Here is a 25,540-nt window from a genome sequence, read left to right on the forward strand (position 1 = left end):
TGTCACGTCCGGGATGCCGCCATTTTCTCCGGCGTCTGATGCACCGCTGGAGCTAAGGGCCCGTGGAAGTTCGCTGAGCGGAGCCAAAGATGCCTGTCTAGGCAGGATGGCTCGTCTGGCTTCTCCTAACCCCCGTCTCGCCGCCTGTTGCGGCCTGCGTTCCTTCGATCGACTACTCCGACAACTCGATCTGCAGGCTCAGTCTTGGTTCCGGACACGAGCTCCGTAGTTTTCCTGCTTTACAAGGGGCGCCATCGGGGCCAAAACACGTCAGATGCGTGGGAATAACCCGCGACATCCGCCGCCGGGTACCGCTGCAGTCGCCGCTCGAATGCGCTGAAGCCTCCGTCGATCATTCACGACTAAATGCCGTTAATATTTGGCGCACTTTTTCGACAGTGGTGGACTGGGCTCTGAATCAGACGTGCAGGAGCTAGTTTCGTGCAGCCCGAAGCAATTGTCGTTCTGCTGAGCGTGAGCCTCGGTCTCCTACTTCATTTCTTCGTTGAGCGAATGCTTATTGAGACCTTTCGTGGTCTATTGGGGCGCCGGTCAGCTTCGCTTCGCCTTCCACATGAAGGGTCGCACCCTACTGCGCTGTCATGATGTTCGATTTCGCTGCGCCGTCGCTTGTGCATGTCAGTCGGCTTGTGGGCACAGTGAGCCATTCGCGAGAACCACACGTCCAAAAGGTGCGCCGCATCGGGACGAGAAATGGGTGCTCTGTGATGCTAACGAACATCCAGATTCTGCGAGCTGTTGCAGCTTACCTCGTGGTGTTTGTCCATTTAAGGCCGCTACTGCCAGAGACTTCTGTCACCACTGCACTGCACGATAAAGGCTACAGCGGCGTAGATCTATTTTTTGTAATCAGTGGCTTCATCATGGTGTATACGACGTCGCGAAGGAAAGTATCTGCGAGCGAGTTTGTACTCAACAGGGTGAAGCGGATTGTTCCTCTGTATTATTTGACAACATTTTTCGTCTTCGTGATCGCGATCTCCGTTCCTTTCTTTCTTCGTAGCTCTTCTCCCGATTTTGGTGCGCTGCTAAAATCCTTAGCATTCGTACCGTTTGAGAAGTCACCCGGCCGCATCTATCCAATCTACTACCTGGGGTGGACGCTCAACTATGAGATGTTTTTCTATCTGATTTTCGCACTAAGCTTATCGATATGGTATGAGATGAGAGTCGCGCTGTGTGCGACGATAATACTGGGTCTCGTTCTTTTCGGGCTTTACATCCCCAGCCCAGGCAATGTCATCCTGCACTTCTACAGCCAACCGATCATGCTTGATTTTTCTTTAGGTATGATCCTCGCGTTGTTTCGCGATCGGATCTCAGCCACCATGCATCGAATGTCGGGGTTACCGTGGCTAACTCTGTCGCTTGGCTTGGGCTTATTGGTTGCCTTTTCATTTCTGCCAATTACCTCGTCCGTATACGATCCACCAACCAACACATTGCTGACGTTTGGGGTTCCGGCGGCGCTGATCGTCATGGCGGCAGTCGGATTTGACGATGTGAAAACGCGCGGACAACCTTGGCAGTTCTTGCAGGAGGTCGGCAATGCAAGCTATTCGATCTACCTGACGCATTTCTTTGTCGTCGGCGTGCTGATCGCCTTCGCAAACTACGCCCATCTTTCGCCGACTCTGCGAACATCGCTCGCGGTGATAGCGATTCCACTAACAGCAATTTTCGGTATTGGTGTGTATCGCGTTTTCGAGCGTCCCGTCATGTCATTGCTGGAGCGCCGGAAGCCTGCGGACAATGCCCCGGGCTCAACATGTCAGCTGAAAAGATCGTGCAATGACCCACCTGGTGATCTGAGCAGGTCCTAGCTACGCAAACAGGGACACGATGTCGGCTCTTGGCGCATCGCATCATTTCGCTGCGCTGCGCAATGGGGCCGCCACTGTCGTGCAATTTTTATCGGTCTGCGGCAGATGGGTTTTTTGGACTTGTTGCGCAGCGAGGCTTCCGCAGGCGCATTCTCACATCCGATCAGGTCTTTCGTCCGCTCTATCCCGTTTCACCGCCACGATTTTAAGTGTTTTCTTTTCTGTAAGCCGACAATACTTTACCTAAGTTCGAACCAATCGCCTTCGAAGAGGGCGGAAATGGGGGCTACTGGGCTTGGCTTTCTTGAAGAGGCGTGCCGACGGACGGCTTGGGGTGTTCTTGCATTACCTATCGCGCGGCTTGCGAGAACGCGCGAAGCATCGGAGGTAGGCAACAAAGGACAAGACAAGCACATCGGAAGGAGTTCGAATGGGGGAAGCATATGGGGTAATGTTCGATGGGTGGCTTCACAATGGGCGCGCAGCCAAGCGCCAAACCAACGCCGGCGGCGTTGCCGAGACTCCACTAAATCGCGGACCTGTTAGGTGCCGCCCTGTGCACTGTTGATCTGCGATGGATCCAACTAAAATACGGATGAGATACTTAGTCTGTATTTTTGTCGCTGCGGTGATTGCCGCGGCCGTCCTCCGCCATACACTTCATGTTCATGCCGGCTTCACGCGACTAGAGATTTTTATATTGGCGTTACTTGCCCTGGTTACCATATTGATGGCGGTAGGTCTGGTTCGGCGAATGCGCCGCAACTCATTGCGCGACTGATCTACGTTCTGCCCCGGCATGAACCGGGAAACCCATTCGACGTCAATCACGCGACATGGCGGATGCCGTACAAACTCGGTCTTGTTGTGAACTCTGGCCTTCTGGCATCCGACAAGGTGGTCTGATCATGAAATGCGATAGCGCCGGACGTGGGCCTTCTCGCTGCTTATCGTACAGCCGCCACCGCGTGTTTGGATTCGGATAATCTCCGTTCGAGTGCCGCGACGGTTAGTATCAAGTTGTCGCGACGCGCCGTCATTGTCCTCACCGCAATCGGATACGCGAAACGGGTTGAACCTGTTGCGCGCGCGGTTTCTCTGTATCGTTCGATATCGTGACTGAGCAGCTGAACAAGGTGACTCAGATCGCTGATCAATGTTTCGAGCCGCGACGCATCGATTTGCGCATTCCCGGAATAAGGCGGATGTTTCATTGTGTCTCCAAAAAGCTCCAGTTTTGGCACAGGTACAAATATCGCCGAGGCGTCGGTGAGCCCCTCGCAAGAAGCTTGCCAAAGTTAATCGTGCTTTCGACGGGGATCCGCGGGGCGATGCACTGCATTGGCGGCGCATCAAATTTGTCTGCCGAACTTAGGTCGGTGAGAGGGAGGGGTGCCAAGCTTGGATCAGAATTCTCGAGGATACCTCGATGCCTGCCGAGGTGAATTTCACACAGATACCGCTGTTGTCGTTCCCAGATCCGTTCCTCGAGGATGGCAAACCTGAGATGCCGAGACGCGCTACCTGCCGGCTTTGGCAACAGCGCTTGCGATTTCGGTATCAGATGAGTCCAGTGAAGCGAACCCTTGCAAACGCCATTTCGGGCTTTCGCTCAATCAGGGGTCAAATGCGACGCCGGAAAAATCGCCCTCACGCCATATCAAACGGCACTTGCGCAGTGACCTAAGATTGTCGAACGTTAACGCGAATTCCAGCGGAATTATTCGAAGATCGTGCAGCCGAATTCCGGCGCCGCTTTTGGTTATATCGTAAACAGTGCAGGAAAAGACGCCAGGTCTACCGGCGAAAGACAGCAGTGCGCCTTTGCTTATTCTGGTTCTATTGATGGATCGTCTATCCCTCATGGTCATCAAGTGGATACTCGAGAAACCGCTTGTATATCCAATGGCGTCCATCGTGGCGCCGCCACACCCTGCCAAAGACAAGCCGTCCAGTGATTGACCGTCGCGGAAAGAAGACGGTCCAAAGATGCCAGGCCTCTCTCCATGCCGTCGGAGGCCTCAGGTCCAAAGATGTGTTTCTTTTTCTCTTGGCAATCATTTGTGGCACTTTTCAAAAAGCAAGCGGTTGGAATATGGACGGTGGCCCCTCTCAATGGGCAGATCCGACCAGGAAAATTGAGACAGAATAGCCTAGCGTTTCCGGATGCCGGCGCAACGAGCGGCATTCGTTAAGCTTGATGTCTGCAACCAAGGTTAAATCTGGAACCGCAGTCAGCCGAGGCTGTAGCGAGCGTAGGTCCTGAGAGCTTGCATCGGTGTGCCGGAGACCAGCGCTTGTCCTGGAGCCGGCGCGTTGGCTCGGTAGGATTTGCTGCCGACTACTTGTATTTCCATAGCATGCAAACGACACGCGCTTCGGCAGTTGCGTTGCAAAGCTCTTCTGAACTGAATTTGCTGCGAGGTGGCTTTGAGTTGGACTTTCAAATACAATCCATTGCGAAGAGACGAACCCAATCGATATTTATCTCCCACAATCGGGGTTTTCGGGCTAATCCAGCTCGCGTACCCAAAGCGAAACGAGGACTGTCCATGAAATTCCGGCTCACCATTCTCTGTCTGATCGCCTTCGGCAATCCGGCACTGGCGCAGTCTGGCATCTCCAACCAGCGGAACATGTACGGCAATATTGTGCGCGATAGCGGGACATATTCGCCGACGGGAATAAACCAGGGGCCGGTCAACAATGGACCGATCAGGCACGCGCCTGCCCAGCCGTCATTGACGAACGCGACCTCTGCCAAAGGTTCGAAGAGGTAGCGTGGCTTCTAGCTTCTTGAGCCGATGTTCAGCCGCCACTCAGCTCATCACCACCAAACCATCGGTCTTTCGGGGGCTCCGCAAACAATCGCACGGCGGCGCTCGATCCCGTGCGGAGTTTGGGTCGCTACCGTTTTGATGCAGCCCGGGTAGATGGCGAGATTGTAGTGAAACGGCGGGCCATCGAAGTAACCATGGATTGGGCAAAGATAGGCGAGATCCGGACCACAGCGGGTGAGGGGATACAGGCGCTCGCGAGCTGATGCCGGAGTCGATACGCCGGCAAATACAGCAACGACCAGGGCAACAGCGATCTTGAAAACGTCCGGCATATTCTGATCCTTGGATAGGGTCTTTAGGCGGCGATGTTAGGAACGGGACAATAGCCCGCAATTTGCGATTTCGCCAAGCTACGCACGTCCAAACCATTCGGAAAAATGCTGCGCGCTGCTGCACGATTGTCTCGGCTCCCGGTCCCTTTGTGAATCATCTCCTGCCTTTGAGACACGTTGGTCAATAAAAATCCTTATATTTCAACTATTTACAAGGGTTTATGGTGACTCTGGTGGACATTTGCTGGGCCATTCCACAAGACCGATCCGGACGAGATGGAGTCGCCATGCGCAGGAGATCGAATACGCGCTGATGCTCTCGGGGATAATGATCCAGCGCAGTTGCGCTTGATCGCCTACGAATTTGCTGGGCCGGGCTGACCATTGATACGTCCTGAGCCGATCGAACGACATCGCTTTAGAATGTCAGAAGCCCTAGGCTAGCGGCGTGACGCCCAGCGGATCCAAATGAATCAGAGAATGTGGCGCACGCCATTAGCTGTAAGAAATGCCCGAACGACCAATCCCAGGAAATAGCCGGCCTGAGTGATCGTTTGCGCGGCCATGATCGTCAATGCAGTATCGAGAAAACCGAAACCGCTGCTGATCGAAAAGAAGATCGATAGCAGCAGAAGAAGCGCGAGAATCGCCAGCAGGAATCTCAGGCGAAGCCACAAGCCTGAAGCAAATCCTATCAGGGCTAATATCGTTGCGGCATATACCATGCCATGTTCCATATGTTCAGCGAATGTAGTTGACGCGAACACGCAACCCTTGGGACGGCGGTTTATGCCGACTGAGAAAGGGTTTTGATCTTGCTACTTGTTGCGATTCTCATCGCCAAACAACGCCTCCCGCAACTCACATCGAGTAGGCCCACGCGGCTGTGACGAATCGCCCGTGAAGTAAACCACGAAAGACTGCAAATATCAGCTCGATCAGGTGATGCCGGTAAACTTAAGGGGATCGGCTCAACAATTTTCCGCGTCCGGCTCACACACTCGCCGCTATGGCTCGAATGCCTAGCCGGCGGCCGCGACGCTGAACGCTAGTCCCCAAAGATGGCGTAACGGGTTCAATTTAAAGAGAAACTGTGAAAAGTCGGTGGCAGGGGCAGTGTGGCTTGATTGCAACTTGCCGCCTAAAACGCGGCTTTACGAGCACTCAGGCCTTTGTGGGAGGGGAGTCGCCTTGTACTGTCGGGATGCGTGGCGTTTTACAGGCCAGTTCGCGGCCAAATATCGTCAACAAGTCGCAGAATTTTGACTACGAAGAAGGCATCCGTGCAGTTTCAGTTTACCACGCTATTGGGGATGGGCGACTTGGTCACGAACTTGGGATTGTCAGTTCTCGGCCGTCGGGCGGCGACCGTAAAGCGTATTGGAATGCCCGCCCTTGCTCTGGTTGCCGCGGCATTGTTGCCAGCCTGTTCGGAGCTGCCAGGTACCGGTCCAAAGAGTGATGCCGTGCACGGAAATGCGACCGCCGGTTTGCGTTCCAATGCGGCTCTCCCTTATGCGCTAGTCGATATCAGTGCTGACACGATTGGTTTTCTGTCGCAGCCCAATCTGATTACGTTCCAGGGCGTATTTCCTGACAAACGCCCCAAGCCGCAGCAGGTTGTCGGCGTCGGCGATGTCTTGAATATCTCAATCTTTGAGGCAGCGCCGGGAGGATTGTTCACACCCCCAACTGCCGCAGGCGCGCGGCCCGGCAACTTCGTTGATCTGCCCGCGCAGGCTGTCGATCAGAAGGGCGCTATCTACGTTCCTTACGCAGGCGAGATTCCGGCTGCGGCTCGCACCTTGCCGGAAATCCAACAAGCGATTGTCGCTCGTCTGCGCAACCGTGCCATTGAGCCACAGGTCGTCGTCAGCTTAAACCAGCAGCATTCGAGCGTTGTAAGTGTTCTTGGTGACGTGAACACGCCGGGCGTTCTTGCGCTTAACAGCGTGGGCGAGCGTCTGTTGGCGCTGATCGCCCGTGCAGGCGGCCCTAAATTCGAAGCTATCGAGAGCTATGTGACGCTTCAGCGCGACGGCCGGCGCGTCAAGGTGCTGCTAAGCCGCGTGGTGCATGACCCGCGCGAAAACATCTTCATCCGACCAAACGACGTAATCTTCATCACCCGTGAATCGCCCACGTTTACCGCTTTGGGTGCACTCAATCAGAACGTTTTCGGCTTCAATTCGGAAATTCCATTTGACGTGGAATCCCTGACGCTTGCGCAGGCGATCGGCAAGGCAGGCGGTCTCAATGATCAGCAGTCTGACCCGGCCGAGGTCTACGTCTATAGGTACGAGGACCGCCCGTTTCTTGAGAAGCTGGGCGTCGACACCAAGAGATTTTCCTACGACCGGATACCGACGATTTATCACCTCAATCTGCGCGATCCCGGGGGTATGCTGCTCGCCGCTGGCTTCCAGATGCGAACCAAAGACGTCATGTACGTAGCGAATGCTAGAGTCGTGGATTACTACAAGCTGCTGACACTCATCAGCAATACAGCCAACACGACTTCCGCCACGGCAAACGCGGTCACGAACGTGAACACGGCAGTCAAGACGAGGTGGTAGGTCCAAGCTTAGCGCTCGCTGTCGTAACTCTGATCGCGGACCTCATTTGAAGTTTCTGTCAGAGACTCTCAGATCAATCCAGCTTTGGCTGACAATTTCGGCGCTAACTTTGGCGCCGCTGTTTTTTGGATCCGTTGATCCGCTCTGGGTGGTGATTTGGAGCCTTGTGCTTTCGATCAGCACTCTTTGCGGTCTGGTGATTCCGGTCGGAATTGGCCAAAAGCGCATAATACTGATCTTTCTTGCCATTTGTGGCGCCTACGCGCTTGTCGCGATCATCCAAGTTGTCCCCAATCTGATTGGACCGTTGGCCGATCCGATATGGCAACGGGCTAGCGACCTTCTGAGACTCGAGCTTGCGGCTAGGATTTCGAGTCGCGCTGAAATATCGCCGGCCGTGATCGGACACTTTTTGCTGCTGGTAACTTCTTTCTTGAGTGGCATGTTCGTCGGAACATCGCGACGCAACAGTGATATTGTCATCGAGTTCGCAAGATATTCCATTTTGTTATACGCCATCTACGGTTTGGCTGCGCTTACGTTGACGCCAAATATGGTGTTGTGGGCACCCAAACGTGCGTATTTTGGATTTCTGACCACTACCTTCATCAACCACAACACCGCAGCCACCTTTATGGGAGCCGGCACAATCCTGTGGCTCTGCTCCGCATATCTTTCGTTTCAATCGCTGAATACTTCATCGATCCGCCTGCTCCTCCTCGTTCCGTCGAACGAGAAGTTGGCTTTCAAGCTCATGTTTCGCTCGGCGGCCGGACTTGCCTGTTTCTTTGCCGTGTTGCTGACAGGATCGCGCGGTGGGCTGATCAGTACTTGTGTAGGTTTGCTTGTGGCGATCGGCCTGATGGTCTCCGGCAAGATCAAGGTTGGGCTCTGGCATGTTTTCGGATCGGCCATCGCTGCATTCGCGTTGTTGTCGTTTTGGTTGAGCGGTGTGGGCAGAATAGGAAGTCAAGGACTCTTCGACGGCGGCCGATGGTTCGTATACGAAAGCTGTCTCAAACTAATTCGGGAGCGACCGCTACTAGGCACCGGCGCGGGCACATTTGCAGATCTGTTTCCTTCGTTGCGAACGAACGATCTGAGCAGCTGGGGAGTATGGGACTATGCTCACTCGACTTTGCTCGAAATCGCTGTCGAGATGGGTATTCCGATCGCCGCCGCAGTCGTGATGGCGGCTGCTGCATCGCTGTTCATACTCGGCAGGAGCGCGCTGAGACCAAGGGACTCGAATCGGAGCTCACTGTCAGCGATTACCGGAATTGCGGTCCTCAGCTACCTGCATGCGACAATCGATTTTTCTCTGCAAGTGCCTGGCTACCTTATCGTGTTCGGAGTTATTCTGGGTTGCGGGCTGGCTAGAGCGACCTCGGATCGAAAAATTTCCGGCAAAATACAGTCGCGAGCGCCAGCACAAATTGCAGATATACCGTTGCCGCGGAGCGATGCAATCGGCCGCAGTAGCGACCTCAAAAGCTAGCTCGCTGTGGTTTGTTAACGATCCGCCAAACGAACATGTCGGCTGGATCGCGAAATCCGCGTGGGCGTTCGAATCTCGTACCAGAATCTGGCATCCGCGGCTGACTGAATCTTCAACCATTGATAGTCAGTATTCTGCCAGTCGTGGATGGAATCGGTCAGATTATCCAGTACCAGGTCGCCTCTTGTTGTTGCGACTACCAGGACTAGATGGCCAATTCCCGACGATGTCTTGACCACCGATAGTCTCAGCGCTCTCGACGGCAAGCCGCTCTCCAGCAAGGTATGTCGCTTGGTGCTCGCATAGTCGTTGCAGTCGCCACTGGTCGGTGCAATCCTCCAGCCGTCTTGAAGTTCCGGACCATAGCCCTTGAGCCTGGGAGCGATCGCCATGTTGACGCTGCTGTTCACGCGACGAAGGAGCTCGAGAGTCTCCGCGTTCAGATCGATCCGTTCGAGTTCCGTCGGATTCGATTTGCAGTCAGATGGATAGTTCAGGCAAAAGCGAACATGTTGGAACGGCGCCAATGTGGGAGACGCTTCGACAATCGCCGTTTGATTAACGTCCTGATAAGCACGATCGCGAGCATCTGCATTGCGCGGCAAGAGACATACCGCGATCGCCGAAAGTAGCGACACGATTCGAAGAGGTCGCATCATGTGACAACCGCCTGACCAGCAAAATGCGATCGCCGGAAGGCGCGCAATCAACCGGCTGATTGTCCTCGCACCAAGTTAAATCTTCGCTAACAAGCGAACGTCGCGGAACGGCTGCGCTCTGGGCTTTGGGTCTGCCGCTGCAATGGGGCATCGTTGAGGATTTGTCGGAGTGGCAGTTCTATCGATCTGCATGCGAGACACCGTCATGTCCGACGGCTCGGGTACCCGCGCCGGCGAGATCGAACACGTGGAGAAATCGCAAGGCGAAATCCCGAGGCGTGATCGTTGTCAGCTAAGCCCAATCGCGGGACAATGCTCCGGGACATTGTCTTCATCGACAATCAGCGCCTCACCGAAACCAGGCTGGATCAGCTCACTTTCGGCAACGGCGCTTCTGCTCTGATATGGGCCGTGCGGATTGCGCCTTCGTATGGCTTTCATGAAATGGTCTGGACGCAGAAATAGTGACTGTCGGGAGCGCGATTCGGCAATTTCATTTGCCGGCATCAACCTGGATGATCAGGGCTCGGCTCTGAATCGACCCAGTTCGTGCCAAGTGTCCGGAGCCAAGGCAGGCATTGCTCGAGCACGAAAGCTGGTTAAATGAAGGTTCGCCGAATTGTGTCGATGAAATTTGCCACGGCTCGCAATAGTTCAACCACTCCCCAGCCCAAGAAACCAAGCCAACCAATCATTGCCGCAGCGATGAGTGCAACGAGCAATCCAATAACAATTCTTCTGGTCTTCCGGCGCGAATGCGAACGCGGCTTGACGTCAGGATCCGGCAGGTGAACGGGGCTGAGATTGTTCATTCGCGTCTTCACCATCTTTTCGAGTGATGAGTAAACGAAAACGAATGAAACGATCAATCGCTAGAACAAATTAACGTAAAGGGTCATGGTATATTTTATGTCCTAACAAGCCCTGTTCACTACTATTACAATTCTCGTGAGAGAAAAAGAGGCGCCTCGAATCGTTAAGCCTTCCAGGATACATATGGATATGGGATTGGGTGGCCCGCGCTGACTGCCGCGAAATCATCAGCTTATTACTTGAATTGCACATGGACGGCGGAAATTTCGTTCCCGAAGCAATAGAAATCGCCCGGGAAGCAAATTGGCAATTCTCATATCATCTTCAGACAGCGCAGTCCGAAAGCATGAGTGAAGGCAGAGTGACAACGATGATTTTGATGTCGAGAGCCATTGACCAGTTGTGCGCATAAAACGCGTCATAGGAGACGCGTTGCTCATATGTCGTGCTGCTCTGGCGGCTTACTTGCCAAAGCCCGGTAATCCCCGGCCTGCATGCAAGATAGCTGTCTATCGAATTTCCGTAGCGCTCGAGTTCTTCCTCAGTGACCGGACGCGGACCCACAATACTCATATCTCCGCGCAGCACATTGAATAGCTGGGGAAGTTCGTCAAGGCTGGATTTCCGCAAGATATCACCAATCATGGTGATCCTCGGATCGTGGCGTAACTTGCGGTTTGCCGTCCATTCGGCGGCGGCGATCGGATCGGACTCAAGAAGGCGACGCAAACGCTCTGGCGCGTCGACAACCATGGTACGGAATTTCAGGCAGTCGAACTGCTTTCCATTAAATCCGACCCGGCGGTGGCGAAATACTGCAGGGCCAGGGGAGGTAGCGCGAGTCAGAACAAAACAAATGATTAGCAATGGCGCCAACAATACGATTCCGGAAAGCGCCAATACGATATCGACAATCCTCTTTGGAGTTGTTCCGACAGCAACTGCGAACACCTCCGAGGCAAGTCGCAGAACTCTAGGCGAACCTGCTTCTGCCAAACTATTCATAGGGGTACTCCACAAAAACTGCTCGAAAAACGGGTCTTCAATATTTTAATTTATGGCTTTTCGTTTACTGATTTTTAGCAAATTAATGGGCATCGCACAATTTGAGAAGTTCATTTTGTGCCCAAAATTTTCGGTAAGGTGAACCGGTTAAGTTATTAGATTAATGAGTAATTTGGAAAAGGTGTGATAGAAATTAAGCGCCCAGAGGCTAAAAAGTAGCTGCCAGCCAGCGATCGCCCCGCAGGTCTCGCGCAACCGCAGAGAGCCGCAATCGCAGGCGAGCGGCTTCCCGAACAATACTGGTAAGCAGGGCGGGCACTAACCTGAAGTCGTGGGGCCGGCGCTCCTCATCCTTCCCGGTAAAGATAAAGAAGCCTTTGCCAGTGGCTATGATGTCGCCGTGCTGGAGAGTGGGATCATTTGTTGCGCGTTCTGAGGCCTCGGCGTCCTTCTGATCAGCTTGCATAGGTGCAGGCCTCCGCGCGCGTGCGTTGGCAACAAATTCCTCGGATCGTTGACGTGCTTGCTCCAGGCTGTGGCCACTGTTCGCGCGTCAGGGCAACTCGTCATATTCTTGACCAAAACAGCGCGCGGGCAGGGCTGCGAGCGAGGCCGCTATCAGAAATGCCGCGATCCGAGATACCATGGAATCCCTTCGGCAGGATTCCGCCGGCCTGGAGCATTCCAACAGTCGTAGGAAGAAATGAGCCGCGCAATGCGGTCTTATGAGCGAAGTTTGCCTAACTCTTCGGAAAAGAGCTTCTTACTGGAAGGGTTCAGCTGTTCGATCCGCGACTCGAGTAGGGCACGGATGTCCACAGGGGCATTGAAGTACACACGAGCCGGGATCTCGACAAATCGATGTCGTACGAGATTCTGGAACTCATCCAGGATCATTCGCCGAATGTGCTCGGGTGCTGCAAGCGCCAGAGGCGTCGCAACGATGATCCGACGAAGCCCCACCCATGCTTCATTTGGCGAGGTCTCGTAGGATGCTGCAAGCAGGTCGAACGCGTGTACGCTCACCCCGCGTTCAACTTCCAGTCCAAATGCCACGAGCCAGGCAAACGAATCGCGCGGCGTACAGCTGAGGATTCGGCGGCTGCGCGCCTCGAGAGACTGGACGTGCCGGTCGAATTCAGAGGCGGTCCCGGACCGAAGAGTGGCATCTGCGAGGGGCAATTCCATGAGCAAGAGCGCCCTCTGCGAGTGAGTGTCGCATGGACTCACCGACTGCGCTGCAGCACTCTCCAAAGTTCTGACAGAAGCAGCCTGGCTGAAATTTTCGAATCGCAGGAGTTGAGCCTCCACGTCCCAAAAGTCGGCCGCAACAGTGCTCTGTTCGAGGTTCGAAATTCCCCAGGCGAGTCCCAGGCAACCGAAGATGAGCGTCAATGCTCGCACGGAAAGTGGTCGGAGAGATCGTCCTTGTTTTTCCACGAGGGGCGAAGCCTATACAAGCTCAGCGGGAGTTTTCTTATAGTAGTTCCCATAGTAACTGTGGAGCCGATCTGAATACCCTTCGAAGCGACGCATAACGGCCGCGTCTGCTTTGTTGAGAACTGTGCCAAGCAGTCGTTCTGACAGAACAGGGGAGGTCGCGACCGCCTTGCGAATCTCGTCGGTCGATGTGCTACCCCATTCGACAACCAGAACGAACGCGTCGAACAACATTGCCGCTGCTTTAACATCGACCAACGGTAGGATAGGAGGCAGGTCGACGAGGATGTAATCATAGCTATTCCGGGCCGTCTTCAACATTTGCTTTACAGCCGGAGAGGTCAGGATATCCGAGCTGTTGGAAGGCCTAATACGTGTCGAGGACGGCAGGAAATCGAATTTGTGTTTCGTGTCGGTGATGACAAGCTCGTCAAATGTCGCCTTATTTGCAACCATGTCGAGCAGCCCCGGCGTATCCGCGTAGCCGAGACTGTTTGTCATTGTCGGGTTGCGCAAATCGGCATCAATCAGCAGGGTGCGACCGCCGCTCCTTGCTACAAACGCGGCAAAACCCGCAGCAACGGTGGTTTTTCCCTCGCCGGGCAGCGAGGAAACAATTCCGATGACCTTGCCCCCGGCCGGATGCAGATCGATCGCCACCTTGATGTATCGCAGGGCTTCTGCGGTTTCGGAGAACGGCTCAATTTCACTGATCTGTTGAAATGCACCCACGTCTTTCTTCTTCCAACCCTTGCCGACGCTGGACGCTTTTGCGGTAAGGGTCGGTAGAACAGCCAGGCAGCTGCTTCCTACAAGCTCCTCAAGCTGCGCACGTGTATGAATCTGGCGGTTCATTTGTTCACGGGCGAACGCCAGCATGACGCCAAGGCCCAATCCGCAGACTGCAGCGAGCGCCAGAGTGAGGCCGGTTTTCGGTGAGCTCGGCAGAGAGGGCGGAGACGCGGCACTTACGACGCGTGCCTCGGTCGAAGGAAACGATTGTTGCTGTACCGATTGAGTGAACCTGGAGAGGAAAGTTTCATAAATCCCGCGATAGGTGTTCGCAGCAGTTTCGAGTTCGCGCAAACGAACCTGCGATTGTCGAGTCGCACCGGATTGCTGAAAAACCTCCAGCATACGTCTATCGATAGACTCTTCCTGGGTCTTGGCGATCTGCAGTTCGCTTTTGTAGCTCTCCGCAATGCGGGAGATCTCGTCCCAGATCGCTCGTCGGGAAGCGGCCATCTGAGTCCGCAAATTTCTTGCCGCCTGATGGTCGGGCCCATAGCGGCTGCTCCACTCCGATTCCTTGTTTTGATCGTCTAGAAATTGCTGCCGGAGCTTGGTGATCACCGGATTGCTAAGCGCATCCGTCACGACCGGATCGGGGATTGCTGAATCCTCCTTGTATGGTCGCTGTTCAATTACGCGTGTTATGCGGTCAAGTTTCGCACGAGCTTGGCTGGTGTCCGCGCGCGCTTTTGCGAGGGCGACGCCAAGCTGATCAAGCTCGACCTCGCTCGCCAACTTGCCTTCGACCCCGATGATGATGCTGTTCTTCGACTTGAAGTCTTGAACTTCCTTGTACGCGTCGCTCGCCTGTTGCCGCAATTCCCCTATTCGCTGCTCCAGCCAGATACTGGCGCGACGGGTAGCCTCGAACTTCGCTTGCAATTGATCCTCGATATAGGCGTCGGCAAATGCATTTGCTATTTGCGCAGCCTTATCGCGGCTAAGCGAGGTGTATGCGATCTGTTCGATGTAGCTGCGTCCCAATCGAGTGACACGCAGATTGGCCTTTAGCGTCGCGAGAACCCCGCGCATTATCTCTTCATCGGAGCGCTCGACCGTCGGCCCCGAACTCAGTTTCACAAGCGCAAGAATTCGCTGCTTCAGGCCTTGGCCGGCTCCAACAAATTCAGGATCTTCATTCAAACGCAATCGACGGATAACGTTCAGGGCTACCTTTTCTGATTTGGTGGTCTCAATCTCGCTCTCCACCGCGGGATCTTCAACCGAACGGTTCTCCGTGGCCAGCTCGGACTGCGACCAGGTAATCCGCTTGGTGTCGATGATCATGTCGGCCTGGGCGGTATATCTGGCTGGCGTGACGGCAAGGTACGCTAAGCCGACGATCAGCACCAAGCCCGTAACAAGAGCAATGAAACGCCATTGCCGAATCACAAAATCGCGTGCCTGCAGCAATGATAGTGTTCCGGCGTGGGCATCGCTTTCCACTGCCGGGGTGTATCGCGGAAATTGTCCGGCTACGTTCATTCGCAACTCCTGAAAACGACGCCGGCGTCAGCAAACTTGATGCACATCGTCCCGGACATTCAACGAGTCGCGCTTACTGGACTTGCTGCAGTCGACGAGCTTGTACCCGGCCTGCTCGCAGCAGCCACTCCCCCGGAATTGATCTGGAAAATCGCCGTTCTGCCGCCACCGCCAGGATTCTTAGGAGATCCCGGCGATCGATTCGGGTTGACGATGACGACGCTACCGACAGAACTTGTTGCGGAAGACAAGGCCGCGCTCGTCGCTGCAGTTGACAGATCTTCTGCAACCGAAGCGAAGGCGCTCTGGAACGCGCCATCGTCGAAGCCGGCGACAGCTTGCTGGATGATCAGGGCCGCATGCTGGTCGACCGTTGAACAGGCCGTGGCGGCTCGGGCTAGACCCGCGGCAATTGCAAGTCGAAGTGCCGGTGAAACTTCTGCCGCAAGGCGAACGAGATCGGGGGCGACAGACGCGTCAGTCGACGCGAGGTCGGCTACAACACCTTCGATCGTGCGCGTGTCGGAATTCGGAGAAAGGATCGCCTTCGGATCTGATTTGAACCGGCTGATAGCTTGTTCGGTCAGCGGACTGGGGACACAAGGACTGGCTATTCCCTGACTGATCGAAAATGCCAGCGCTAGCTGTGCGAGTAGTATTTTTACGATTAAACCTGCACGCATTACCCGCTCCAACTACTTGATTTCGATTAAAAAATGCAGCTCTAACTCTACAACGACTGGCCGGGCTGTATCAACGGTGCTTATTGGCTATGGTTGATTGGCCGCCTTAAACCGACTTCCTTAGGCTTAATATCTGAATATACATGGTTTTTCCGGATGTGGCCTATTCCAACGCGCTTCGATATTGGATTTGCGGAGGGTTGCAGGATACAGTTAGCTCGACTGGAGCGCTAGGTTGAAGGCGGATCGAGCGGTATTAATGGTTGTTTTAGTCGGCCCGGCGAAAATCGAGTGTCCTATTTACCGCAAATCGGCGAAGTCCTTGGCGAGGGTGAGTTGACGGCGCTGGCGCTTCCAGGCGTTGACCGGCTACAGGTATTGGGGCGACGACCTTCGCTGCCGGCCGGCCTAAAGATCTACGCCATAGGCGATATTCACGGGCGCCTTGATCTCCTGGATGAACTGCTTGCCAGGATTGAAATGGATATCGGACTGCGCCCCGCCGTGCAGCCGGTTTACGTTTTCCTGGGTGATTATATCGATCGGGGGCCCTCGTCGCGCGAGACAATCGACCGACTGATCGAACACGGTGAAAAGAACAAATGCGTATTCCTGAAGGGCAACCATGAATTGATTGCCATCAAGTGCCTTAGCGATCGCAGCTGGTTCGATCAGTGGATGCGACTAGGCGGGATGGAAACCCTCAACTCCTACAAGATCCCGGCGCAAGGCGTGAGGAATGGGAAAAGAATTGTGGAACTGCAGAGTGCCTTTCACCAGGCACTACCTCAAGCGCATTTTCGGTTTCTTCGAGATTTACAAGCCTCATTTACGCTGGGCGACTTTTTCTTCGCGCACGCGGGTGTGAACCCGAATGCCGACCTTGCCAGTCAAAAGGAGAGCGATCTGCTCTGGATCAGGGAAGAGTTCCTTTCCTCAAATGTTGATTTCGGCAAGATTGTCGTTCACGGACATACCCCTGTTTGCGAAGTCGACGTCAGCTCGAACAGGATCAATATTGATACAGGCGCCTATGCAACGGGGCGCCTTACATGTCTTGTGATCGAGGGAGCATCGCTAGCGGTGATCAGCACATAGCAACGTCGGCGGCCAATGGCTGCGAGATGCCTTTTCCGTCCACCTCAATACGCCGCAAGTCGCTTGGCCAACAGGGTGTCGATGTGGGTTCGCATTTTATTGAAGAACTGCTCACGGCCGAACTGCCGCGCGTGCGTCGCGATCTTGTAGGGGTCACATTCCAAATCTGCCAGGCTGGCGACCGCCTTGCAGATCGCTTCGACCGTCTGCTCGCCGAAGAACACGCCTGATACACCTTTCGCCACTGTCTCGGTGGCGCCACCGCGGGCGAATGCGACGACGGGACGTCCGCTCGCCATCGCCTCCACCGGCACCATCCCAAAATCCTCTTCCCCGGGAAAGATCAGGGCGCGGCACCGCGAATAATGCTTTTTGAGCACGTCGAACGGCTGGGATCCCATCACGGAGATGGTTGGCCCTGCGATGCGGCGGATTTCATCGAGCATCTCACCGCTGCCGATCACAACAAGTTTCAATCCCATCTCATTGAATGCACGAACTGCCAGATCCGGTCGTTTGTAAGAAACCAGCTCGCCGGCCATTAGGTAGTAGTCGCCTAGTTCGGACGGCGCAGCAATCGAAAACGCGTCGGTATCGACCGGAGGGTGAATAACTACGGATTCGCGTCCATAATACCGCTGGATGCGGTTAGCGACGGTAGCCGAGTTTGCGACGAAGCTGTCGACCCGCGAGGCGGACGACACGTCCCACATTCGCAGGTAATGCGACAGCGGCGGCATAAGCAATCGGGTCATCCTGCCTGCGCTATCGCGATAGTCATGATACATGTTCCAGATGTAGCGCATTGGCGTGTGACAGTAGCAGACATGAAGTGCGCCCGGGGACGGTATGACGCCTTTGGACGGTCCGGACTCACTGCTGATGACAAGATCATATCCACGGAGATCGAGCTGCTCGAGTGCTAGCGGCATCAATGGAAGGTAGCTTTTATACATCCGTGCGGCCCGCGGGAGCGAATTAATATAACTTGGGATGATCCGATGCCGACGAATTCTGTCTGACACCAGCTCGGGAACATAAACATGCGTGAAAATATCGGCCTGCGGGTACATCTCGCAGAGGGCCTCGATCACCTTCTCTCCGCCCCGCATGCCAACGAGCCAGTAGTGAATAATTGCTACCTTCATTGGAGACGCCTTAGACCGGGTTATGTATGTAGTGTTTGCTGCATTGCGCTTTCTTTAGCTCGGTACCTCAATGGGGCCAATATCGCCACCAAGCTTCAATCAGGTAATGTTAACCCGCGGGGTTCCGGTTGCCCAAGTACACCGTTTGCATGAAGTCGGAAGATCTTCGCAGGACATTAACCCTGCTGCGCGCGGTTCGAGGCCGTCCTGCGCTGGGTTTAACTAAGTCCACAGAATTACGCTCGCGGTGCCCTCCATCTGTTGCGACGCCGGCGTCGTCTTGAGATTAGAACATTTGATCGAACTTCAAAAAGACCTTGCAACGGCGATCCTTTTGAACAGAACATTGGCAATGAGAAGCAATTATCCGGATCATACCTCTGAAAATATTATGGAAGAGGGGAAGCTCAGGATCGCGGTCGGCATCGCAACGGCCGGTCGAAGAGCAATTCTCAGTTACACGTTGGACCTGATCGCCCGGCAGACTCGTGCACCGGACGCGCTAATTGTTTGTCCAGCAACTCCCGAAGATTTGCACGCGGAACTGCTTCTGCGCTTTCCGTGCACTACGTCAGTTCAATTGGGCAAGCGCGGGCTCACTGCTCAACGCAATCAGATATTAGCGGCCGCAAATGGCTCCGACGTGATCGTGTTTTTTGACGATGATTTCTTTCCCCAGCTAAACTATCTCGAGGAAATCGAGAGGCTGTTTCTAGAATGCGTAGATGTGGTCGCGATAACCGGCCGACCGATCGTAGACGGTGCCAACGGTCCTGGCCTGGAAGCAGAAGCAGCGTTAAAATTGATCTCGGATGACAGGTCGGCTCCGGGCGACCGTACCATCGTGCCTACCTACGGCACGTATGGCTGCAACATGGCTTTTCGAATGGCGCCAATCCGCGAGAAAGGACTGAAGTTCGACGAAAATCTGCCACTCTACGGATGGCAGGAGGACATCGACTTTTCCCGCCAGCTTTCGGGGGCTGGCCGTATCGTCGATGCGAAAGCCCTGCGCGGCGTGCATTTAGGTGCGAAGGGTGGTCGTACTTCAGGTGTGCGGTTCGGTTATTCGCAAATCGCAAACCCCGTCTATCTCATTCGAAAGGGCACTCTGTCTCTTTCGTTCGCAGGGCCACTCCTTTTTCGGAATGTGTTGGCAAATTTGGCCAGGAGTGTCAGACCGGAGCCCTGGATCGACCGTAGAGGGCGATTAAAAGGAAATTATCTGGCCTTGCGTGATCTGGTCACGGGGCGCATCGCGCCGCAACGGATACTCGAATTAGGTTGATGGATGCCGAGTTGACGACGCTGGACCGGGGTAAGCGGAACAGGCCGCTTGAAAAGCGAATGTTCGAATGACGGTTGAACTGATTGGCGCGATCGCTCTTGTTGTTGGACTGATTGGTCTGTTTGCGCGGCCAAGCTTCATTGTTTATGCGTTCTTCGGGTCGACGCTGCTGGGGGCCGCCGCCGCCTTCATCCTGACTTCCCTGGGCGGGGCCACGATCCAGCCGGCGCACTTGCTGCTTGGCTTCCTGGCGGTAAAGCTGCTTGCTGACCGCGACATCCGGATCGGAGCGCTTCAGGCGGTATACCCGGGCAGCCCGGGCTTTTGGTTGCTCGTGACGGTGGGCTATTCGACAATAACCGCATATCTGATGCCACGTCTCTTTCAGGGACAAACGCTCGCATACGCGGTTCGCGCGCAGGGTGGAGAAAACTATCTCTCTCCGCTTGGCCCCACCACTTCGAATTTGACGCAATCGATTTATTTCATCGGGGACTGCGTTTGCTTTCTCGTCCTGGCCGGATTCGGAGCCAGCGAAGCTGGAAGAAAATGTCTGGGACGCGCAGCGTTGATGTGCGTGATCCTGAACCTGGCCTTCGGCTTGCTCGACCTGGTCACATACGCCACGAATACCGGTGAACTGTTATCGTTCATTCGCAATTCGACATATTCCATCATGAGCGATACGGAATCGGCTGGTTTCAAGCGAATCGTCGGTTCTTTCGTCGAAGCATCAAGCTTTGGATATTGGACGCTGGGATATTTTGCGTTTTCGACTTCGCTTTGGCTCCACGGGATCGGAGCGCGTCTGATGTTGTCATTGAGTATCCTATCGTTTCTCGCGCTATTGTTCTCAACTTCGACCACGGCATACGTCGGACTAGCCGGATATCTTGTCGTGGAATTCGTGATTATAACCGTCAATTTCATCTTCGGAAGAATTCGGCGGGAGATGGTCATCTTCATGATGTGCACACCCTTTGTGCTTGTCGTTGTTGGTATCGCGATCTGCCTCCACGATGCCTCATTCGCCTATTTCTCGGAGCTGCTGAACACGTTCGTTCTCAACAAGATGTCGACTTCCTCGGGTATTGAGCGGTCGAGATGGAACAGCCAGGCCATACAGAATTTCATCGATACATTCGGATTTGGAGCAGGTAACGGAAGCGTGCGAGCATCGAGCTTTCCGGTTGCGGTCATCGGCAGCCTCGGAATTCTGGGCGCCACGAATTATGCCCTGTTCCTGCTCTCGATCTGGTTCAGAAAGAAGAACATTGTGCCCTCCAGCGTCCCTGCCATGCAGATCGCTGCACGGTCGGCTTGCTTGGCGTGGCTGATTGCCGCGACGACGTCTGGCGGCTTCATTGATCTCGGCTTGCCGTTTTTCGCTTTTGCCGCGCTGGGCTGCCTGGACTCACCGAGGGTGCGGACCCAACTGTCGAGCACTCACGCGGCCGTTTCGTATCGCTAGATCCGAGGGCGTTTATTTGTTCGATCCCATCTGCTTCCTTGAGCGACGTTGATGTTCAGTATGTCTGGCGCATCCTGCGCGAGCACAAGATCGACCTTGTGGTGCGCAAGTCGTGGTGCGAGAGCCACGACCCGTAGTTTGCCGCGAAAGCCGCCGACGTGGTGGGCCTCTATATCGATCCGCCGGCCAACGCGATCGTGCTCTGTGTTGACGAGAAACCGTCGATCCAAACCTTGGAGCGGGCGCAAGGTTACTTGAAGCTGCCGAATGGACGCACCCTGACGGGCCAGAGCCACGACTACAGGCGGCATGGGACCACAACCTTGCTCGCCGCGCTCGAAGTCGCACCGAGAAGATCATCGCGGCGCACTCCAAGCGGCGCCGGCGGGTCGAGCTCCTTGGCTTCATGAACAGCCTCGTTGCCGCATTCCCTGATCGCGAGCTTCACGTCATCCTCGACAATCTCAAGACGCACAAGAAGAACGAGCGCTGGCTAAAAAAGCACGCCAAGGTCCATTCCACTTCACCCCTATCCGGTCGTCGTGGCTCAATCAGATCGAAGCATGGTTTTCGATCCCAAGGCCAGTCACTGGCGGCGCTTCCTTCACCACCGTTGAGCAATTGCAACTGCACATCGATGCGTTCATCGCTGCATGTAACGAGACAGCCGAGCCATTCGCATGGACCAAGAAAAAAGGCCGACAGCGACGGTTCAAAAAACGCCGGTATCACTCAGCTCTGATTCCGGGTACTATGGCAACGGTGTTAACTCGGCCTGCGACCACGCCCCTTTTGCAACTGCACTTTGTACCGGCCGACCAGAAGTTTTATTAGCGATCCGCAGGCCCGAACACGCAATCCAAAATAGGAAGATGAAAAAATAGTGCCGGGGCTAAGATTAAGAACGACACCGAGAAAAACTCGCCAATTGATTTCGCCGCCAGCGACAAGATTACGTCGCCAGATTCGAAAGCGCACGTACGGCTCGAATAAAGATGCCGGCCAGACGGCCCTCGCGGTACCCTCCACATCTTCAAGCAAAACGCTGCCATGACGAAGCTCTGCGATTGCGATTGCCTCTGACAGAGCGGCATTGCGTTCTTGCTCCGCGAGATTTTGAATAGACATGGCCGAGGCGTGGCGGCGATAGAACAGCATCAATTCGGACGGATTATCGATCGAGCCGTATATTGCGAGCCTGAGGTACAGGTCATAATCTTCGGCGTGTTTGAAGTGTGCACGATAACCGCCGATCGATCGCAATATGTCGGCTCGTATCATAATGAGCGGATGCAGCGAGACCGCGACCTTAGGAGGGAAGCACGATAGGTCCGTTTGTGTATGCCGCCCGCCGGTCGTGAAACCTTCTTTGCCCTGTTCATCGAATCCTTGAGCTAAACCTCCGACTAGAACGCAAGCAGGATGGAGCTCAAGATACTCAACCTGCTTCTCGAAACGATTTGGAACACTGATGTCGTCCGCATCCATGCGCGCGATGTATTTTCCCCGCGCAACCTGCAAACCAGCGTTGAGCGCGGCCACAATGCCGGCATTTGTCCGCTTTAGAATTGTGATACGCGAATCTTGAAAAGACGCGGCTATCTCGGCGCTGTTGTCGGTGCTGCCATCGTCGACAACAATCAATTCGAAGTCGCTAAATGTCTGGTCCAGAACTGATCTAATTGCCTCACCTAAGAAATTGGCGCCGTTAAAGACCGGGAGCACGCATGAAACTGAAACCATCGCTCAAATCCCAATCCAACTGGTGATATAATTTGACTCAAGGTCCCACCTTCTACCAGGAAGTCAGCAGGGACTCGACGCCAAATCTCGAGGCGACTTAACGACAGGAAAGCTTCTTCCAAAATTTGGTTAAACGGCCCGCGCCATCGCAGATGCTTCGGGGAATTGCAGCCCACCCACTAAGAGGGTCTCTAGCTTGTCCGAAGGGCTGCCACTGCTCCAGCGGCACGAAAAGCCGCGTCTATATGAACTTGGCCTCCCTGGGCGCAGAGGAATTGGCGTGCTCATGGGCCGTGATTGTTTGCGACTTGATCAAGGTTACGTCGCTCCTGGCTGTAGCGCACACCCATGCGTTCGCCACACAGACCACAGACCACGCGAGTTTGGAGGAGCGCCGGCCCCGACCGCCGCTCGCCACCGAAGGCACGGGCGTTGTCGGCGAGCCGCCGCTGGTTAGCTTCGAAGCGCTCCCAGTCGACGTAACCCTGATGCATTCCCGGCATGAACTGCCAATCGGCCCTGGTAACCTCGACGATACTGGTGCCACCATCGGCCGGTGTCGCATGCGCGTTCGGCCATACGCAAAAGCGCCGGCGTAGCGCGGACGCAGCTCACCGCCATCATCGCGCCATCAAGAAATGAGGTGCAGTATGAAGCACTCGCCTTATCCCTTGGGGTCTCGGCCTCGCCGGCAGAATGGCGGTGCCGTAATGTGACGCTATCCCAAGGTCCATTTCCACTTCACCCCGACCCGGTCATCGTGGCTCAATCAGATCGAAACATGGTTTTCGATGCTGCGACGCCAGTCACTGAGTGGCACTTCCTTCACTGCCGTTGAGCAATTGCAACGGCACATCGATGCGTTCATGCATATAACGAGACAGCCGAGCCATTCGCATGGACCAAGAAAAGGGTCCGACAGCGACGGTTCAAAAACCGCCGTATCACTCGGCCCTGATTCCGGGTACTAGTAGCCTAGGAAGGACCAGAGTTCCGCTTCGGGGAGAAAGCAGCCGTGTTCAAGCCGGGACGATTGTTGTTTCAGGCGCGACCATCAGCGTACCCGCGCGTAGCCCGTTCCATTGTTCTGTTGATGGCCCTTGCGTTTTGTGCGCCTTGTTCCGCGCCGTCGACCGGGAATGCGCGGACGGTGGCTGGTGATCCGCGAGACGATCGGAATCCATGGGGGGTGGCGACGGGGGCGGAATGGCTGGGCGATTATCCCAGATTCAATCCGATGCTCAAGCAGGCGGGCGTTAGGTGGCTCCGCGGCTTCTACGAGTGGCAAACGATTCAGCCCAGGCCGGGTGAATGGAATTTTGCCGCGTCTGACCGGCTCGTGGAAAACGCACGTGCAAACGGACTTCGCTTGGCCGGCGTGTTTGCGTATTTCGCGCCCTGGGCGTCTGCGGACGGCGGTACGCGAAAATTCCCGATAAAGGATATCCGGTTCTGGCGTGAATATGTTGCAGGCATGGTGGCGAGATATCATTCCGACATAAAATACTGGGAAGTCTGGAACGAATTCAACGGCAGCTTCGCTGTGGACGGATCACCCGAAATCTACGCCGAGCTTGTCCGCGAGGCATCAATCTCCGCGAAAAAAGTCGATCCAACGACAAAGATCGGCATGAGCGTAGCGAACTTCGATGTTCGCTTTCTTGACGCTGCGATCAAGGCAGGCGCGGCTGGCCACTTCGATTACATCTGCGTGCATCCCTACGAGATCCTGGCCGGACTTCGGGACGGGGGAGAGCCAACATTCCTCAACATGACAACGACGTTGCGGAAAATGCTGGACGCGAACAAGCAACCCGCCGGTACGCCGCTCTGGATCACCGAGATCGGCTCGCTCGCGCCAGTGAAGCGAGACGATGTGGAGGATCAGGCGCAGGTGGTCGCACTAGCGAAGGCCTATCTGCTGTCGATTGCGGCAGGGTTCCAGCGGGTGTTTTGGTTCGAAGCACGGGGCCCGTCCTACGGAAACGGCAAGGACTTTGGGCTCATCCGCTCCGACATGACGGGCCGTCCGTCATTGGATGCCCTGGGGATCTTGGCCGCCACGCTTGGCCCGGAGCCAGCCTCGGCAGGCTGGCTGGATTTTGGCGAAGGGGCCTATGGTTTTGTCTTTGATAACGAGGGAAAGGCGGTTCTGGGGGCCTGGGCAGGCGCAAAGCGCGAAGCCAATATTGTGTTTGATGGCGACGTACGTCTCTTGAGCCTGAAGAAGGGGGAGAGCAGGACATTGCGCGCCGGTGAGCCGCTGATGCTGAGTGAAGCCCCGATCCTGATCGAGGATCTGCCGGCTGCATTGGTCGAGAAGGCGCGGGCCCAGGCGGATAAGCCTTACCCCTGGAACGCCGGACATTTCGGGACTGCGCAGGCGATTGCATTGCTGGGGGAGCGGAACACCGAAAACGGAGTCCGCCAGATCAATCGCGATACGACCGTTGCGGACCGTGACGGACGACGAACCAACTTTTCAAGACCTGACAAGGAAGGGCACTATGCCTATTTCTGGGTCGACCCGCAGTTCACGCCTTTCGAGGCTAGGGCCCTCGAGATAACGGCGGTGGTTCGGCGCGTCGCCACCGAGAAGGTTGCAGGAATGACCATCGACTATGAATCAACTCGTGGTTATGTCGGTTCGGATTATCGAAGCATCGCCGCAAGTGACGCCTGGCAGGAGATAACCTGGACCATAAAGGATGCCAATTTCGTCGGCGCCTGGGGCTGGAACTTTCGACTGAACGGGATTTCTTCGCCAAACGAGTTTTTAATTAAGGAAGTCAGGGTCCGAAGGGCTCAATAGGTATTCAGCGTGACAGCCTTCGCCTGGTTTTGCGAAAAACCGCGCTTACAAGCCCGTATCGTCCTCTAATGTA

Annotated in this window: 19 protein-coding genes and 2 pseudogenes; 10 read left to right on the forward strand and 11 right to left on the reverse strand. The window is 55.1% G+C overall.

The window, feature by feature from the left end:
* The first annotated feature begins 728 nt into the window (after positions 1-728).
* Positions 729-1,844 carry an acyltransferase family protein gene (locus tag HCN50_RS15605; RefSeq protein ID WP_171710530.1) on the forward strand — a complete coding sequence of 372 codons (1,116 nt, stop codon included), beginning with the start codon at positions 729-731 and terminating at the stop codon, positions 1,842-1,844.
* Between the two features lie 947 nt (positions 1,845-2,791).
* Here HCN50_RS15605 and HCN50_RS15610 read toward each other — a convergent pair.
* Positions 2,792-3,058, reverse strand: a complete 267-nt coding sequence (locus HCN50_RS15610) for a hypothetical protein (protein ID WP_171710531.1) — start codon at positions 3,056-3,058, stop codon at positions 2,792-2,794.
* Between the two features lie 1,338 nt (positions 3,059-4,396).
* Here HCN50_RS15610 and HCN50_RS15615 point away from each other — a divergent pair.
* Positions 4,397-4,624 carry a hypothetical protein gene (locus HCN50_RS15615; RefSeq protein ID WP_171710532.1) on the forward strand — a complete coding sequence of 76 codons (228 nt, stop codon included), beginning with the start codon at positions 4,397-4,399 and terminating at the stop codon, positions 4,622-4,624.
* A gap of 47 nt (positions 4,625-4,671) precedes the next feature.
* Here HCN50_RS15615 and HCN50_RS15620 read toward each other — a convergent pair whose 3' ends face one another.
* Both HCN50_RS15620 and HCN50_RS15625 read right to left on the reverse strand, forming a co-directional pair.
* Positions 4,672-4,956, reverse strand: coding sequence for a hypothetical protein (locus HCN50_RS15620; protein WP_171710533.1), 285 nt, complete (start codon positions 4,954-4,956; stop codon positions 4,672-4,674).
* A 473-nt stretch (positions 4,957-5,429) separates the two neighbouring features.
* The gene (locus HCN50_RS15625; RefSeq protein WP_171710534.1) at positions 5,430-5,681 is read right to left on the reverse strand and encodes a hypothetical protein; all 252 of its coding nucleotides are present in this window, start codon (positions 5,679-5,681) and stop codon (positions 5,430-5,432) included.
* A 558-nt stretch (positions 5,682-6,239) separates the two neighbouring features.
* Here HCN50_RS15625 and HCN50_RS15630 point away from each other — a divergent pair.
* The gene (locus tag HCN50_RS15630) at positions 6,240-7,532 is read left to right on the forward strand and encodes a polysaccharide biosynthesis/export family protein (RefSeq protein ID WP_311968051.1); all 1,293 of its coding nucleotides are present in this window, start codon (positions 6,240-6,242) and stop codon (positions 7,530-7,532) included.
* Between the two features lie 109 nt (positions 7,533-7,641).
* Positions 7,642-9,030: an O-antigen ligase family protein gene (locus HCN50_RS15635; protein WP_235976979.1), complete on the forward strand. Its 1,389-nt coding sequence runs from the start codon at positions 7,642-7,644 to the stop codon at positions 9,028-9,030.
* 14 nt (positions 9,031-9,044) lie between these two features.
* Here HCN50_RS15635 and HCN50_RS15640 read toward each other — a convergent pair whose 3' ends face one another.
* The 6 genes from HCN50_RS15640 to HCN50_RS15665 all read right to left on the reverse strand — a co-directional run bounded on the left by HCN50_RS15640 (position 9,045) and on the right by HCN50_RS15665 (position 15,907).
* A complete protein-coding gene (locus HCN50_RS15640; RefSeq protein WP_235976980.1) occupies positions 9,045-9,689 on the reverse strand; it encodes a transglutaminase-like cysteine peptidase in 645 nt (214 codons plus the stop codon).
* A gap of 599 nt (positions 9,690-10,288) precedes the next feature.
* Positions 10,289-10,501: a hypothetical protein gene (locus tag HCN50_RS15645; RefSeq protein ID WP_171710536.1), complete on the reverse strand. Its 213-nt coding sequence runs from the start codon at positions 10,499-10,501 to the stop codon at positions 10,289-10,291.
* A gap of 325 nt (positions 10,502-10,826) precedes the next feature.
* Positions 10,827-11,507, reverse strand: a complete 681-nt coding sequence (locus tag HCN50_RS15650) for a sugar transferase (RefSeq protein WP_171710537.1) — start codon at positions 11,505-11,507, stop codon at positions 10,827-10,829.
* A 723-nt stretch (positions 11,508-12,230) separates the two neighbouring features.
* Positions 12,231-12,695, reverse strand: a complete 465-nt coding sequence (locus HCN50_RS15655; RefSeq protein WP_171710538.1) for a hypothetical protein — start codon at positions 12,693-12,695, stop codon at positions 12,231-12,233.
* A gap of 264 nt (positions 12,696-12,959) precedes the next feature.
* Positions 12,960-15,224 carry a polysaccharide biosynthesis tyrosine autokinase gene (locus HCN50_RS15660; protein WP_171710539.1) on the reverse strand — a complete coding sequence of 755 codons (2,265 nt, stop codon included), beginning with the start codon at positions 15,222-15,224 and terminating at the stop codon, positions 12,960-12,962.
* 59 nt (positions 15,225-15,283) lie between these two features.
* Positions 15,284-15,907 (reverse strand): hypothetical protein, encoded by a 624-nt coding sequence (locus HCN50_RS15665; protein ID WP_235976982.1) that lies wholly within the window; start codon positions 15,905-15,907, stop codon positions 15,284-15,286.
* A gap of 291 nt (positions 15,908-16,198) precedes the next feature.
* On the opposite strand from HCN50_RS15665, the gene HCN50_RS15670 reads away from it, so the two are divergent.
* Positions 16,199-17,005 carry a metallophosphoesterase family protein gene (locus HCN50_RS15670; RefSeq protein ID WP_311968052.1) on the forward strand — a complete coding sequence of 269 codons (807 nt, stop codon included), beginning with the start codon at positions 16,199-16,201 and terminating at the stop codon, positions 17,003-17,005.
* Between the two features lie 44 nt (positions 17,006-17,049).
* Here HCN50_RS15670 and HCN50_RS15675 read toward each other — a convergent pair whose 3' ends face one another.
* On the reverse strand, positions 17,050-18,153 hold the full coding sequence (locus tag HCN50_RS15675) for a glycosyltransferase (RefSeq protein WP_171710540.1): 1,104 nt from the start codon (positions 18,151-18,153) through the stop codon (positions 17,050-17,052).
* Between the two features lie 295 nt (positions 18,154-18,448).
* Here HCN50_RS15675 and HCN50_RS15680 point away from each other — a divergent pair, with 295 nt between their 5' ends.
* From HCN50_RS15680 to HCN50_RS15690, 3 genes and pseudogenes are all read left to right on the forward strand, one after another.
* Entirely contained in the window at positions 18,449-19,441 is a 993-nt protein-coding gene (locus HCN50_RS15680) for a glycosyltransferase family 2 protein (protein WP_235976983.1), read from the forward strand.
* Positions 19,442-19,508: 67 nt separating this feature from the next.
* Positions 19,509-20,912, forward strand: coding sequence for a hypothetical protein (locus HCN50_RS15685; RefSeq protein ID WP_171710541.1), 1,404 nt, complete (start codon positions 19,509-19,511; stop codon positions 20,910-20,912).
* Positions 20,913-20,947: 35 nt separating this feature from the next.
* A pseudogene (locus HCN50_RS15690) lies at positions 20,948-21,638 on the forward strand (IS630 family transposase); the annotation flags it as partial.
* A 39-nt stretch (positions 21,639-21,677) separates the two neighbouring features.
* Here HCN50_RS15690 and HCN50_RS15695 read toward each other — a convergent pair.
* On the reverse strand, positions 21,678-22,655 hold the full coding sequence (locus HCN50_RS15695) for a glycosyltransferase family 2 protein (protein WP_171710542.1): 978 nt from the start codon (positions 22,653-22,655) through the stop codon (positions 21,678-21,680).
* 719 nt (positions 22,656-23,374) lie between these two features.
* On the opposite strand from HCN50_RS15695, the pseudogene HCN50_RS15700 reads away from it, so the two are divergent.
* Both HCN50_RS15700 and HCN50_RS15705 read left to right on the forward strand, forming a co-directional pair.
* Positions 23,375-23,613 (forward strand): annotated as a pseudogene (locus tag HCN50_RS15700) (transposase); the annotation flags it as partial.
* A 57-nt stretch (positions 23,614-23,670) separates the two neighbouring features.
* A complete protein-coding gene (locus tag HCN50_RS15705; RefSeq protein WP_311968053.1) occupies positions 23,671-25,467 on the forward strand; it encodes a glycoside hydrolase 5 family protein in 1,797 nt (598 codons plus the stop codon).
* Positions 25,468-25,540: the final 73 nt, after the last annotated feature.

The organism is Bradyrhizobium archetypum (genome assembly GCF_013114835.1).
GTDB classification, from domain to species: domain Bacteria; phylum Pseudomonadota; class Alphaproteobacteria; order Rhizobiales; family Xanthobacteraceae; genus Bradyrhizobium; species Bradyrhizobium archetypum.

Excerpts from the sequence above, each read along its gene's own strand:
- HCN50_RS15605 (WP_171710530.1), top strand. The coding sequence starts at position 729 with ATGCTAACGAACATCCAGATTCTGCGAGCTGTTGCAGCTTACCTCGTG.
- HCN50_RS15610 (WP_171710531.1), bottom strand. The coding sequence starts at position 3,058 with ATGAAACATCCGCCTTATTCCGGGAATGCGCAAATCGATGCGTCGCGG.
- HCN50_RS15615 (WP_171710532.1), top strand. The coding sequence starts at position 4,397 with ATGAAATTCCGGCTCACCATTCTCTGTCTGATCGCCTTCGGCAATCCG.
- HCN50_RS15620 (WP_171710533.1), bottom strand. The coding sequence starts at position 4,956 with ATGCCGGACGTTTTCAAGATCGCTGTTGCCCTGGTCGTTGCTGTATTT.
- HCN50_RS15625 (WP_171710534.1), bottom strand. The coding sequence starts at position 5,681 with ATGGTATATGCCGCAACGATATTAGCCCTGATAGGATTTGCTTCAGGC.
- HCN50_RS15640 (WP_235976980.1), bottom strand. The coding sequence starts at position 9,689 with ATGATGCGACCTCTTCGAATCGTGTCGCTACTTTCGGCGATCGCGGTA.
- HCN50_RS15645 (WP_171710536.1), bottom strand. The coding sequence starts at position 10,501 with ATGAACAATCTCAGCCCCGTTCACCTGCCGGATCCTGACGTCAAGCCG.
- HCN50_RS15650 (WP_171710537.1), bottom strand. The coding sequence starts at position 11,507 with ATGAATAGTTTGGCAGAAGCAGGTTCGCCTAGAGTTCTGCGACTTGCC.
- HCN50_RS15655 (WP_171710538.1), bottom strand. The coding sequence starts at position 12,695 with ATGGAATTGCCCCTCGCAGATGCCACTCTTCGGTCCGGGACCGCCTCT.
- HCN50_RS15660 (WP_171710539.1), bottom strand. The coding sequence starts at position 15,224 with ATGAACGTAGCCGGACAATTTCCGCGATACACCCCGGCAGTGGAAAGC.
- HCN50_RS15665 (WP_235976982.1), bottom strand. The coding sequence starts at position 15,907 with ATGCGTGCAGGTTTAATCGTAAAAATACTACTCGCACAGCTAGCGCTG.
- HCN50_RS15675 (WP_171710540.1), bottom strand. The coding sequence starts at position 18,153 with ATGAAGGTAGCAATTATTCACTACTGGCTCGTTGGCATGCGGGGCGGA.
- HCN50_RS15685 (WP_171710541.1), top strand. The coding sequence starts at position 19,509 with ATGACGGTTGAACTGATTGGCGCGATCGCTCTTGTTGTTGGACTGATT.
- HCN50_RS15695 (WP_171710542.1), bottom strand. The coding sequence starts at position 22,655 with ATGGTTTCAGTTTCATGCGTGCTCCCGGTCTTTAACGGCGCCAATTTC.